The 13,345-nt window shown below is 36.7% G+C and carries 11 protein-coding genes; 10 read left to right on the plus strand and 1 reads right to left on the minus strand.

The window, feature by feature from the left end:
* Positions 1 to 93: 93 nt before the first annotated feature.
* The 5 genes from G6554_RS00005 (at position 94) to G6554_RS00025 (ending at position 5,934) form a co-directional block, all read left to right on the plus strand.
* Complete coding sequence (locus G6554_RS00005; protein WP_166237600.1) at positions 94 to 1,800, plus strand: ABC transporter substrate-binding protein; 1,707 nt, start codon at positions 94 to 96, stop codon at positions 1,798 to 1,800.
* Positions 1,801 to 1,913: 113 nt separating this feature from the next.
* Positions 1,914 to 2,846, plus strand: coding sequence for an oligopeptide ABC transporter permease (opp3b, locus tag G6554_RS00010; protein WP_166237601.1), 933 nt, complete (start codon positions 1,914 to 1,916; stop codon positions 2,844 to 2,846).
* A complete protein-coding gene (gene opp3C, locus G6554_RS00015; RefSeq protein WP_166237602.1) occupies positions 2,843 to 3,871 on the plus strand; it encodes an oligopeptide ABC transporter permease in 1,029 nt (342 codons plus the stop codon). Before opp3b ends, opp3C begins: the two co-directional genes overlap by 4 nt.
* A 17-nt stretch (positions 3,872 to 3,888) precedes the next feature.
* Positions 3,889 to 4,995 carry an ABC transporter ATP-binding protein gene (locus G6554_RS00020; RefSeq protein ID WP_166237603.1) on the plus strand — a complete coding sequence of 369 codons (1,107 nt, stop codon included), beginning with the start codon at positions 3,889 to 3,891 and terminating at the stop codon, positions 4,993 to 4,995.
* On the plus strand, positions 4,996 to 5,934 hold the full coding sequence (locus G6554_RS00025; RefSeq protein WP_166237604.1) for an ABC transporter ATP-binding protein: 939 nt from the start codon (positions 4,996 to 4,998) through the stop codon (positions 5,932 to 5,934).
* A 49-nt stretch (positions 5,935 to 5,983) separates the two neighbouring features.
* On the opposite strand, the gene G6554_RS00030 is transcribed toward G6554_RS00025, so the two are convergent.
* On the minus strand, positions 5,984 to 6,169 hold the full coding sequence (locus tag G6554_RS00030; protein ID WP_166237605.1) for a hypothetical protein: 186 nt from the start codon (positions 6,167 to 6,169) through the stop codon (positions 5,984 to 5,986).
* 583 nt (positions 6,170 to 6,752) lie between these two features.
* Here G6554_RS00030 and spxA point away from each other — a divergent pair.
* From spxA to pepF, 5 genes are all read left to right on the plus strand, one after another.
* Entirely contained in the window at positions 6,753 to 7,148 is a 396-nt protein-coding gene (spxA, locus tag G6554_RS00035; protein WP_166237606.1) for a transcriptional regulator SpxA, read from the plus strand.
* Positions 7,149 to 7,426: 278 nt separating this feature from the next.
* The gene (gene mecA / locus G6554_RS00040; RefSeq protein ID WP_166238105.1) at positions 7,427 to 8,098 is read left to right on the plus strand and encodes an adaptor protein MecA; all 672 of its coding nucleotides are present in this window, start codon (positions 7,427 to 7,429) and stop codon (positions 8,096 to 8,098) included.
* Positions 8,099 to 8,173: 75 nt separating this feature from the next.
* Positions 8,174 to 9,685, plus strand: coding sequence for a cardiolipin synthase (cls, locus tag G6554_RS00045; protein ID WP_166237607.1), 1,512 nt, complete (start codon positions 8,174 to 8,176; stop codon positions 9,683 to 9,685).
* 106 nt (positions 9,686 to 9,791) lie between these two features.
* Positions 9,792 to 10,997 carry a competence protein CoiA gene (locus G6554_RS00050; RefSeq protein ID WP_166237608.1) on the plus strand — a complete coding sequence of 402 codons (1,206 nt, stop codon included), beginning with the start codon at positions 9,792 to 9,794 and terminating at the stop codon, positions 10,995 to 10,997.
* 139 nt (positions 10,998 to 11,136) lie between these two features.
* The gene (pepF, locus tag G6554_RS00055) at positions 11,137 to 12,957 is read left to right on the plus strand and encodes an oligoendopeptidase F (protein ID WP_166237609.1); all 1,821 of its coding nucleotides are present in this window, start codon (positions 11,137 to 11,139) and stop codon (positions 12,955 to 12,957) included.
* Positions 12,958 to 13,345 lie beyond the last annotated feature (388 nt).

The raw sequence follows: 13,345 nt of genomic DNA on the forward strand, positions 1-13,345 counted from the left end.
TTTAAAATTAAAAAATTATGTACAATTTAATTAAATTATGTATAATAGAGAATGTAGTAATTTTTCAGAATAATAGAAAAGGGAGGTCTACAAGTGAAGAAATCAAAACTTTCACTACTTTTAGTATTATCACTAGTACTAAGCATGTTTCTAGCTGCATGTTCAGGCGGCGACAAAGACACAGGCTCAGACAAACCGAAAGACAAGGGCGGCGATAAAGCTGCAACTGAACAACTTGCCGACAAACAGGAGCTTAATGTTCTGGAGTCTGCCGAGATCCCAACAATGGACAGCGTTATGGGACAAGATACTTTAAGTTTCACAACTTTAAATGCTGTAAACGAAGGTCTTTATCGTTTGGATCAGGACCAAAAAGTTATCCCTGGTGTAGCTGATGGTATGCCAACTTATAATGATGACAAAACTGTTTTAACTATTAAATTGAAAAAAGATGTAAAATGGTCTAACGGTGACCCTGTTACTGCTAATGACTTTGTGTTTGCATGGCAACGTGCTATCAATCCAGATGTAGCTGCTCCATATGGTGCATACTTCATGGAAGGTAAAATCAAAAATGCATCTGAAATTGTTGCAGGTACTGCAAAGTTAGCAGATTTAGGAATTGTTGCTAAAGATGATAACACTTTGGAAATCACTTTAGTAAGAGCACTTCCATATATTGAATCTTACCTAACATTCCCATTGTTCTATCCACAAAACCAAAAGTATGTTGAAGCAGAAGGCACTAACTATGCAAAAGATGCTTCTCACTTACTTTACAATGGTCCATTCAAAATGACTAAGTGGGATGGCCCAACAGCTACTGAATGGGTATTAGAAAAAAATGCAGATTATTGGAATGCTAAAGATACTACTTTAGAAAAGATTAATTTTAACGTTTCTAAAGATCCACAAGCTTCAGCAAATGCATACACTGCTGGCGAAGCTGATATTACGCCTAAACTAGCACAAGCTGCCATTCTTTCACAATTTGAGGGTGCAGAAGATTTAATGCAATACTTAGAGCCATCTATCTGGTGGTTAAAAATGAATGAAAAGAACCCAGCATTGAAAAACGTAAACATCCGTAAAGCAATTGCCTTAACGGTAGATAAAAAAGCGTTGGTTGAAGATGTACTTGCAAACGGTTCTGTTGCGGCAGATTACCTTGTTCCAAAAGGTTTTTCTTTCAACCCAGTTGATAATAAGGATTTCCGTGAAACTGCAGGAACTTATTTGAAAACAAACAAAGAAAAAGCTGCAGAACTTTGGAAAAAGGGTCTTGAAGAAACAGGCCTTAAAGAAGTGAAATTCACTTACGTTGGTCAAGATACTGAAACATCAAAAGTTACTGATGCTTTCATTAAAGACCAATTAGAGAAGAACCTTCCTGGATTAAAGATTACAATCGAGGCTGTTCCATTCAAAATTCGTATCGCACGTGAAGATGCGGAAGATTATGATCTATTAATGGGTGGTTGGGGACCTGACTATGCAGACCCAATGACTTATATGGATCTTTGGGTTACTGGTGGCGGACAAAACCACATGAGCTATGGCAATCCGGAATTTGATAAGCTAATTAAATCAGCTAACGAAGAACTTGTTGCTGCAGGAAAAGAGCAAGATCGCTGGAAAGCACTTCAAGATGCAGAAAAAATCATGTTAGAGGATGATGCAGCAATTGCACCACTTTACCAACGTTCTGTTAACATCTTGATTAATCCTAAAGTAAAAGGATTTGCACACCATGCATTCGGTCCTGACTATAGTTATCAGTGGATTAAAATCACTAAATAATAGCAATTACTAATTAAATAAAAAGAGAGTATATTAAAGAAATATACTCTCTTTTTACCTGTATCGAAAATGTCGAAAAACGTCGAATATTCAATCAATTAGGAGGTGTAGGCATGGTAAAATATATATTACAACGTGTTGGCTATATGATCATTACACTATTTATTGTAACAACACTTACATTTTTCCTCATGAAGCTAATTCCTGGTAGCCCTTTTAATAACTTCGAAAAGCTCAATGAAGTTCAACGTCAGATCTTGTTGGATAAATATGGCTTGGACGAACCCGTGCCTGTTCAATATTACAATTATATGGTGAACATGGTTAAAGGTGACCTTGGAATCTCCTTTCAGTTTGATAATACCCCTGTAACAGAATTAATTGCTAACCGTATTGGTCCCTCCGCTCAACTAGGTTTGCAAGCAATGATTGTTGGTGCAATATTAGGTATTTTCTTGGGTGTAATAGCTGCCTTAAAGCAAAATACATGGGTGGATTACGGTTCTACATTTATTGCGGTAGTAGGGAAGTCAGTTCCTTCATTTATCTTTGCTGGATTGCTCCAGTATTACGTCTCGGTTAAATTAGGATGGCTGCCTGTTATGTTATGGAAAGGACCAGAATATACAATCCTTCCGACCATTGCATTAGCTATGTTTCCGATATCAATTGCTGCGCGGTTTATGCGTACTGAAATGATTGAGGTATTAGGGTCCGACTATATTACCCTTGCAAGAGCTAAGGGAGCAAGCCGCTGGCAAATTAGTATTAAACATGCATTAAGGAACGCCTTAATTCCTGTTGTAACTGTCCTTGGGCCATTGGCGGTAAGTTTAATGACTGGCTCTCTAGTTATTGAGCAAATTTTCGGAATCCCTGGATTAGGTGAGCAATTTGTTAAATCAATTAACATGAATGACTACCCCGTTATTATGGGAACGAATATTTTATTTGCGGTTTTATTTGTAGTAGTAATCTTGATTGTTGATATTCTATATGGAATTATCGACCCACGTATTCGGATATCGGGGGGGAAAGCTAAATGAGCAACAAAGAAACGACCATTTCAAAGGATATGTTTGCTCCTGCCCATATTGACCCATCCAAGAGTGAAAAAATTTCTAAACCAAGTTTAAACTTTTGGCAGGATTCATGGCTAAGGGTTCGGAAAAATAAAGGTGCAGTTGTAAGCATGGTGATTCTTGTTATTTTAATATTAATGGCATTTGTTGGCCCATTGATTACACCATATGCATTTGATACACAGAACACTAAACATAATAACCTGCCACCTCGTATACAGGGCATTGAAAATGTTCACTGGCTACCATTTGATGGTACTTTAACAAGGAGAGATGGGACAGAGTACAATGCGTACGAAGTACGAAAGGTTGATGCATATTATTGGTTTGGAACTGATAATTTAGGCCGGGACCAATTTGCACGTATTTGGAAAGGTACACAGGTATCGTTATTCATTGCTTTCATGGCCGCTTTAGTTGATATGGCCATAGGAGTCGCATATGGAGCTATTTCTGGCTATTTGGGAGGCCGTGTTGATGGTGTCATGCAACGTATTATAGAGGTTATTGTGGGTATACCAAACCTTATAGTCGTTGTTTTGATGATTCTAGTGTTAAAGCCGGGGATTATTCCGATTATTATTGCTTTAACAATCACAGGCTGGACAAGTATGGCTCGCGTTGTTCGAGCACAAGTATTGAAATTTAAAGGTCAAGAATTTGTATTGGCCGCAAAAACATTAGGGGCAGCGAATTCTTCTATCATTTTTAAGCATATGATTCCGAATATGTTTGGGGTCATCATTATTAACACGATGTTTTCCATTCCAAATGCTATTTTCTTTGAAGCATTTCTAAGCTTTATTGGTTTGGGTTTACAAGAACCGAATGCATCTTTGGGTACATTGGTAAACAGCGGATTTAAATCGATGATAGCTTTTCCATATCAAATGATAATTCCTTCCATTATGATTGCATTAATCATGGTATGTTTTAACTTAGTTGCTGATGGATTACGCGATGCGCTTGATCCAAAAATGCGCGATTAGAAGGTAGGTGAAGTAAAATGGAGAAAATTTTACAAGTAAAAGATTTAAATATTTCGTTCCATACCTTTGGCGGTGAAGTAAAAGCGATCCGTGGGGTAAACTTTGATTTATATAAAGGTGAAACTTTAGCAATCGTTGGCGAATCTGGTTCTGGAAAATCGGTTACAACAAAATCAATCATGCGCTTACTTCCGGAACATAATTCAGAGATAAAAAGTGGCGAGATTCTTTTTGCAGGAAAAGACCTTACAAAGCTGTCGGATAAACAAATGCAAAAAATCCGTGGCCATGATATCTCGATGATCTTTCAGGATCCAATGACCTCATTAAATCCAACGATGAAAATTGGAAACCAAATTATGGAGCCGCTAATAAAGCATCAACATATGAGCAAGCATACTGCAAAAGAAAGAGCACTTGAATTATTAAAACTTGTTGGAATACCAAAACCGGAGATTCGGATTAATCAATATCCACATCAATTTTCCGGTGGGATGAGACAACGGGTCGTTATCGCCATTGCTTTAGCTTGTAATCCTAAAGTACTTATCGCGGATGAACCAACTACGGCACTTGATGTAACGATTCAGGCGCAAATTTTAGAGTTAATGAAGGATTTGCAGAAGAAAATTGATACTTCAATTATATTTATCACACATGACCTTGGTGTAGTTGCTAATGTTGCCGACCGTGTAGCCGTTATGTATGGTGGAAAAATTGTGGAAATGGGGACAGCGGACGAAATTTTTTATAATCCACAGCATCCATACACATGGGGATTAATTAGTTCAATGCCTGATATGGATACAGATGATGAGGAATTGTTCTCTATTCCAGGTACGCCGCCTGATTTATTGGATCCGCCGAAGGGTGATGCATTTGCTCCACGAAACCCATTTGTAATGAAAATAGATTTAGAACAAGAACCACCATTCTTCAAAGTTTCGGATACACATTATGCAGCAACATGGTTACTGCATCCGGATGCACCAAAGGTCGAACCGCCAGCTGCGGTTAAAAGACGTCATATTCAATATGCAGGAAATACCGGCTCAACTTCAAAAGAAAATTTATTAGAGAAGACAGGTCAAAGTCAATTCCCTGGGAAGAAGGAGGGAAAATAAATGGCGCAACGAGAAAAATTACTTGAAATAAAAAACTTAAAGCAATACTTTAATGAAGGAAAAGTAAACGAAGTAAAGGCAGTGGATAACGTCTCTTTTGAAATATTTAAAGGTGAGGTTATGGGACTAGTTGGTGAGTCTGGCTGTGGAAAGTCCACAACAGGCCGTACCATAATAAGATTGTACGATGCAACTGGTGGAGAAGTGCTGTATAACGGTGTCAATGTCCATGGTAAAAAGTCAAAAAAACAATTAAAAGACTTTAATCGTAAAATGCAAATGATTTTCCAAGACCCGTACGCTTCCTTAAATCCAAGATTAAAAATTGCCGATGTTATTGCCGAGGGAATCGATATTCACGGATTGGCAAACTCAAAAAAAGAACGAATGGAACAAGTATATGAGCTGTTAGAAACCGTTGGTTTAAACAGGGAACACGCAAACCGCTATCCACATGAATTCAGTGGTGGTCAACGGCAGCGGATTGGTATTGCGCGTGCACTTGCTGTCCAACCTGAATTTATTATTGCCGATGAGCCGATTTCGGCGTTGGATGTTTCAATCCAAGCTCAGGTTGTTAACTTAATGAAAAAGCTGCAAAAAGAGAAAAACTTAACCTATTTGTTCATTGCCCATGACCTTTCAATGGTTAAATATATAAGTGATCGGATTGGCGTTATGTATTTTGGGAAAATGGTCGAGCTTGCACCAGCTGATGAGCTTTATAAAAACCCACTACATCCCTATACGCAGTCACTTTTATCGGCGATTCCCGCTCCAGATCCAATTAGTGAGCGGACACGAAAACGTAAATCCTATGATCCGGCATCTCATAATTATGCTGATAACGAATCAATTGAATTTAGAGAAGTTACCCCAGGACATTTTGTCCTTTGTTCGGAAAAAGAATATAAGCAATATCAGGCACAATCGAAATAATAATAAAAAAACGATCTCACTTTTTGAGATCGTTTTTTTTAATTCACTTTTACTTTCTATTCCCGCCAACAGTTTTCCAGCCTGTACGATATTTTGCACCTTCATCTGTAAATTCGGTTCGACGTTTACCACCGAAGATCTTTTCGCCAATGCCGTTAGAGATCCCACCCATAAAGGCAGTCAACCCAATGATTAGCAGTGCAACCATAGTTAAATCCGCTATGTAAGCCATCATGATAAAAACCCCTCCGTTTTAACTAATCAGAATACTCATCATGCTAAATTAAATATCCCCTTAGCTTTATTTTAAAAGAACTGATGACTTATTGAAAGAGGAAAATAGTGATTCTATCATAAAGTTTTCTAAAATAATGAATGCGTTTTCAATGGGAGTTTTTAATTGAGAATGAAGGTACTAAACTGGTAAGAATCTGAGGGTACAATCAAGTAATGCAATGAGGAACATATTATTTTAAAAAAGCACCCTCAAAAAAGGCTCCGGTAAAAACGAATCTTTTAGAAAAGATAGAAATGTTAATGAAATGTTTTACGATGAAATGGTACTAATTTATGAAACTTTTTGAGGAATCATTCGTCTAATATAATGTAACTAAAAAAATGATATATATTAGCCGATCAATAATTTTTGAAAAAAGGATACCTTTTTTAGAAACAGTGGTGTATAATTGATGATATAAATTACTTATTTATAATAATTTTAATTTAGAAAGTTTAATCCTTCACAATTGCATGTTTCAAATCCATTATATAGGGTATTAATAACATAAATCGTAAATAAATGAGGAGTGTGAATAACGATGGTAACACTATACACTTCACCAAGTTGTACATCATGTAGAAAAGCTAAGTCATGGTTGGAAGAACATGAAATCCCATACACTGAAAGAAATATTTTCTCTGAACCATTATCAATGGAGGAAATTAAAGAGATACTTCGTATGACGGAAGATGGCACTGATGAAATCATTTCCACCAGATCAAAAACGTTCCAAAAACTAGATGTCAATTTAGATTCAATGCCGCTGCAAGATTTATTCCGCTTGATTAAAGATAATCCAGGGCTATTACGGCGTCCAATCATCATTGATGAAAAACGATTACAGGTTGGATATAATGAAGATGAAATTAGACGATTCCTGCCAAGACGTGTGAGAACGTTCCAATTGCGCGAAGCACAACGTATGGTAAATTAAATAAAAAGACCTTCTAAACGGAGGTCTTTTTTTGTACAGTGGCAGAATATTTGTGGATTGGGATTCATTTTGCTACAATAAATAGAATACCTTAATAATAACCAATAGGCATTATAATGGTTTTTTAGATTTTCGCTTTTTTTATTTCCCTTATTAGTACTTTTGTCATAAAATGAAAGTACAAGATTATTTGCTTTTTTAGAGGTAATTTTTCATTGGATGATCTGCTTGGGGGTATTTAGTCCCTTCAATATGGAAAATGGAAGGGAGAGGTAATGATGGAGATTGAACGCATAAATGAGAATACTGTGAAATTCTACATTTCCTACGGTGATATTGAAGAAAGAGGCTTTGATCGCGAGGAAATTTGGTACAATCGGGAACGCAGTGAAGAACTCTTTTGGGAGATGATGGATGAGGTTCATGGTGAAGAGGATTTCGTTGCCGAAGGTCCACTATGGATTCAAGTTCAAGCACTTGATAAGGGTTTAGAGGTTCTTGTCACTAAAGCGCAATTGTCGAAAGATGGTCAAAAGTTTGAGCTCCCTATTCCAACTGATAAATTAAAAGATGTTCCTGTTGATGATAAAATCGAAGAGCTCTTGGATCAGCATTTTAACCCAAATCATCCTGCTGATGATGACCTGTTGATTGAGGAAGAAGCATTAGAATTCCTCCTTGCTTTTAAAGATTTCGAAGATGTTATCAGTTTATCGAATCGGGCAGGTTTAGATGATCTAGTGACCAAACTTTATCACTTTGAAGGTAAATATTATTTATATATAGAATTTCCGGAAGATTTATTTGAAGAAGAAGAAATTGACGATCTCCTTAGTGTATTGCTCGAATACGGGTATGAAACACAACTAACCATTCATCGGGTACATGAATATGGAAAAGAAATTATTTCAAACGATGTTTTTGAAGAGTTGCGAAAATATTTTAGATAATAAGTTTACCGATTTCATTTTGAAATCGGTATTTTAATATTATTCTTACTATGAAAAATTTGGCAGGTGAGTCCTTTGAAAAACACGGTTAGGGTGATCATATTTTTAGCGGTAATAGCCGGGCTCCTGTTTTTCTTTAGGGATCGATTGGAAAGTGGCATTTTTGGAATCTTAAGCGTTATGATTTCAATGTCAGTTATTTTTATTGGATTTGTTATTTTTCTTGAAAATCGCCACCCTACGCAAACAATCACATGGTTAGTAGTCTTAGGAAGCTTCCCGCTAATTGGTTTTATTTTTTATCTGTTATTTGGACGGAATTATCGGAAAGAGAAAACGTATAGAAAGAAATATTTTCTCGATAAACAAGCCTTTTTAACAGTTGAAGGGGATGATGATCCCAGGAGTGAGGAAAAGCTTCGGTTGATGGGTGAACACCAAGGCAGATTATTTAATTTAGCTCAAAAATTGGGTAACAGCCCAATATCGTTTGATACCGCTACAGAAGTGTTAACAAATGGTGAAGAAACCTTTCGCCATATAATTGAACAATTAAAAAGGGCTAGGCACCATATTCACCTTGAATATTATATCGTTCGCCATGACCATATTGGGCAGGAAATCAAAGACCTTTTAATTGAAAAGGCAAATCAGGGAGTAAAGGTTCGATTTTTGTTTGATGCGGTTGGGTCATGGAAGTTATCGAAGAGCTATATTCTTGATCTTAGAAATGCTGGTATAGAAACGGTTTCATTTGGCCCAGTAAAGCTACCGTTTTTAAATAATAAATTTAATTTCCGTAATCATCGAAAGATCATTGTCATTGATGGGACAATTGGATTTGTGGGCGGATTAAATATTGGCGATGAATATTTGGGAAGAAACAAAGAAATTGGCTATTGGCGTGATACACATTTAATGCTAAAAGGTGAAGCAGTTCGGACCCTGCAGCTCATTTTTTTGCAAGATTGGTATTATATGACGAATCACAGTTTTTTAACAGCGGAATACTTATCACCCCAAATTGATCAGAAGAGTCATGGTGGTGTTCAGCTTATTGCTGGCGGACCTGATAATGAATGGAGCGTTATAAAAAATATCTTTTTCTCAATGATTGCTTCAGCGAAAAAATCAGTTTGGATTGCTTCTCCCTATTTTATTCCGGATGAAGATATTTTTTCAGCCCTTAAAGTTGCGGCCCTTAGTGGTGTTGATGTCAGGTTGCTTGTACCGAATCGACCTGATAAACGAATTGTCTTTCATGCCTCAAGGTCTTACTTCCCTGAGCTTCTTGAAGCGGGGGTAAAAGTATTTGAATATGAACGAGGCTTTATGCACAGTAAAATAGTGATTGTTGATGATGAACTTGCCTCGATTGGGACATCCAATATGGATATGCGTAGTTTTCACTTGAATTTTGAGGTAAATGCATTCTTATTTCGCACAAAGAGTACACAAAAGCTTGTAGAAGAATATAGGAATGATCTTGAATATACAAAACAGTTAGAATTAAAGACGTTCCAAGAACGACATATTGGCTTTAGATTATTAGAATCAACGGCGCGGTTACTCTCACCGTTACTATAAGATTGTCTGAAACAAGTCTCGTCGAATTTCGACGGGATTTTAATTTTTTTATAGAAGGAATCTGATGGAATTTATCGAAATAGTAAGGAAAAAGGAGGGAGATTCATTGTTAACAGCAAAAACAAAAACAGGTAAAACGCTTTGCCTTGGGTATGATTATAAAAAGGAAACTCTTTTTGCATTACGAAAGAAAGAAGAATTTATTTGTCCGGATTGTGGTGAAAGTGTCGTACTAAAATTAGGTGACCAACGGATTTTTCACTTTGCACATAAACAAGGCAGCACTTGCCGAGTTATTTATGAAAATGAATCATATGAACATTTAGAAGGGAAACGGCAGCTATTTCAATGGCTTATCAGGCAAAAAGTTCCTTCGGTTTTGGAGTACTATGATCGGGAAATTCAGCAACGTCCAGACATTTTATTCAGGCATAATGGAAAGAAATATGCATTGGAGTACCAATGCTCAACATTACCGGAACATGTTTTTACGAAGAGAACGAAAACCTATCTTGAAAATGATTATATTCCATTATGGATAATAGCTGCCAGCCACATACATCCCAAGAGGAACGAAACACTTTCACTATCCAATTTTCATTATTCATTTATACGAAGCTCATCAACCGGTATTCTTTATATTCCTGCCTATTGCCCCGTAAAACATCTTTTTCAATTGGTAGAATCAATAACACCCTTCTCGATAAAAAATACCTTTGCGCACCAATCCTATTTTCCATCAGATAAAATTGATTTAGATGCCTTGCTGGAACCTAATCCTGTGAAAAAAATCCAGGTTCTACTTTCTAACTGGAACACAGAAAATGAAAGATATATTTTGAATCGGGTTCTCCATCCACAATTGGATCAAAAGATATTACTTCGTGAAATGTATAGCCATGGAATAAATCCTTTTTTATTACCTCCCGAAATTGGTCTCCCCGTTACACACTCTGTGCTTATTCAAACACCACCTATTATTTGGCAGACGTATATATTTCTTGATGTTTTAGCCAATAAAAACCCAAACGATGAACTTACAATTCAAGAGATTAGCAGCCATTTTAACAAGAGAATTCGAAGGAATAATATTAAATTAAGGGCATTGCCGCAGGTAGCGGATATTAAACCGATCCTTCCTGTCATCGAATATTTACAGACATTACAGTCACTGGGAATATTAACTCGAAAAGGAAGCCTGGTCTTTCAAGTACAAAGGAAACTAATCCTGCCGAAATCAAATCGGGAAAGGGAGGAAATAAAACGGTTATTTCTCCAAAAAAATAATATGCTCCTTTCAAAAAATAAATGAAAATGAACAAATGGGCATAATATAGTGGAGTGGAATGGTATTTCTTATGTTTTAAGAGGAAATAGCAGGTAAAAGGAGAATATATATTTTATGGAGTGAATTCTTTTCACTTTTCGAAAAACTGTATGGAGGTTAGAACATGGCAAACGAAACGGCTATAAAATCGCTCCCCTCAAGAAGTGACATCGCTGTGGAAGACACTTGGAAATTAGAAGATATTTTTGCAAGTGAACAGGAATGGGAAAAAGAGTTTCAAGAGGTAAAGAGTCAAATTTCCGGGATAAAAGAATATGAAGGTAAATTAGACGAAAATGCAGAAACGCTTTATAAGGCCCTTCAATTTCAAGATCAATTGTTAGAGCGGATTGGCAAGCTTTATACATACTCACATATGCGTTATGACCAGGACACGACAAACTCCTTTTACCAGGGGTTGGATGATAGAATGAAAAATCTATACTCACAAGCAGCGAGCCAGCTGGCATTTATTGTTCCAGAAATACTTTCGATTGATGAAAGTAAAGTTTTGCGCTTTTTGAAAGAGAAACAAGAGCTTAAGCTTTATGAACATGCGATTGAAGAAATTAATCAACAACGACCCCATGTACTAAGTGCTGAGCAGGAAGCCTTGTTGGCTGAGGCAGGAGAAGTGATGGATGCTTCAAGCAACACTTTCGGTATGTTGAACAATGCCGATATTAAGTTTCCAACAATTAAAGATACGAACGGGGAAGAGGTTGAAGTTACCCATGGACGGTACAGTAGGTTCTTAGAAAGCAGTGACCAGCGCGTTCGTCATGATGCGTTTAAGGCTGTTTATAAAACATATGGTGATTTTAAAAATACCTTTTCAAGTACGTTAAGCGGTAATGTTAAAAAGGACAACTTCAATGCAAGAGTAAGAAAATATGATTCGGCAAGACATGCAGCACTCTCAGCCAACAATATTCCTGAAAGTGTCTATGATAACCTTGTGAATACTGTTACTGATAATCTTCATTTATTGCATCGCTATGTGAAGCTACGAAAAAAAGTCTTAGGCTTAGAAGAACTTCACATGTATGACTTGTATACACCGTTAGTAAAAGATGTGAAAATGGAAATTAAGTATGATGAGGCAAAGGATTTAGTGATAAAGGGATTAGCCCCGTTAGGTGAGGAATATTCGAAGATTCTAAAAGAAGGTTTTGAGAACCGCTGGGTGGATGTCCATGAGAATAAAGGCAAGCGCAGTGGTGCTTACTCCTCCGGAGCCTATGGTACACATCCATATATTCTGATGAATTGGCAGGATAACGTAAACAATCTATTCACCTTAGCACATGAATTTGGCCATTCCGTCCATAGCTACTACACAAGGAAATCACAGCCGTATCCGTACGGAAACTACTCCATCTTCGTTGCTGAGGTAGCTTCTACTTGTAATGAAGCACTGTTAAATGATTATTTGTTAAAAACGATTGATGATGAGCAAAAACGAATTTACCTGCTTAATCATTATTTAGAGGGTTTTAGGGGCACCGTCTTCCGTCAGACAATGTTTGCAGAATTTGAACATTTGATTCATCAAAAAGCACAAAATAATGAGGCGCTAACAGCTGATGCTTTAACTGAAGCTTATTATGCGTTGAACAAGAAATATTTTGGTGAAGAGGATATTATTATTGATGAGGAAATCGGTTTAGAATGGGCTAGAATTCCGCATTTCTATTACAATTATTATGTGTACCAGTACGCAACCGGCTTTAGTGCAGCGACAGCCTTAAGCAAGCAGATCTTGGAAGAAGGCGAACCGGCAGTTAAACGCTATATTGAACAATTCCTAAGTGCTGGAAGCTCTGATTACCCGATAGAAGTACTTAAAAAGGCGGGAGTGGACATGACGAGCGCTGATCCAATTAAGAATGCATGTAAGGTATTCGAAGAGAAATTGAATGAATTAGAGCAGTTGCTGTCATAAATAATGTTAAAAGGGATGGCGCCGACTCGGCAGCCATCCCTTTAAAAGCCTCTAAAGCGTTTTCGATCATTAAGATATAATAGAAAAATCAGAATGGAAAAAAACAAAATGGGGGTACTGAGTAATAGCGGAAAAATCTTTAGTAAAGCTAATATATGGAGAAAAAAAGCCAACAATATAAAAAGAATGATAATAAAGAAAGGAATCTTGCGCATATTGAATTCCACCTTTACAAGGATATTCATTATTAGTCTATTGTCCATTTTATGTTTATATGACTTTTTGACAATTATGTGAAATAAAGCACATACTTATTGTCATCCATATAAATTGCATGGTATATTTAATGCGTGAAGTTAATCACTACAAACATATACCCCTTTGTTTG

This window comes from Bacillus sp. MM2020_4, assembly GCF_011250555.1.
Classification (GTDB): Bacteria; Bacillota; Bacilli; order Bacillales; family Cytobacillaceae; genus Neobacillus.

Bases quoted from the DNA above. Each gene is read 5' to 3' on its own strand.
- spxA (WP_166237606.1), top strand. From the start codon at position 6,753: ATGGTAACACTATACACTTCACCAAGTTGTACATCATGTAGAAAAGCT.
- opp3b (WP_166237601.1), top strand. From the start codon at position 1,914: ATGGTAAAATATATATTACAACGTGTTGGCTATATGATCATTACACTA.
- pepF (WP_166237609.1), top strand. From the start codon at position 11,137: ATGGCAAACGAAACGGCTATAAAATCGCTCCCCTCAAGAAGTGACATC.
- opp3C (WP_166237602.1), top strand. From the start codon at position 2,843: ATGAGCAACAAAGAAACGACCATTTCAAAGGATATGTTTGCTCCTGCC.
- G6554_RS00030 (WP_166237605.1), bottom strand. From the start codon at position 6,169: ATGATGGCTTACATAGCGGATTTAACTATGGTTGCACTGCTAATCATT.
- G6554_RS00025 (WP_166237604.1), top strand. From the start codon at position 4,996: ATGGCGCAACGAGAAAAATTACTTGAAATAAAAAACTTAAAGCAATAC.
- G6554_RS00020 (WP_166237603.1), top strand. From the start codon at position 3,889: ATGGAGAAAATTTTACAAGTAAAAGATTTAAATATTTCGTTCCATACC.
- mecA (WP_166238105.1), top strand. From the start codon at position 7,427: ATGGAGATTGAACGCATAAATGAGAATACTGTGAAATTCTACATTTCC.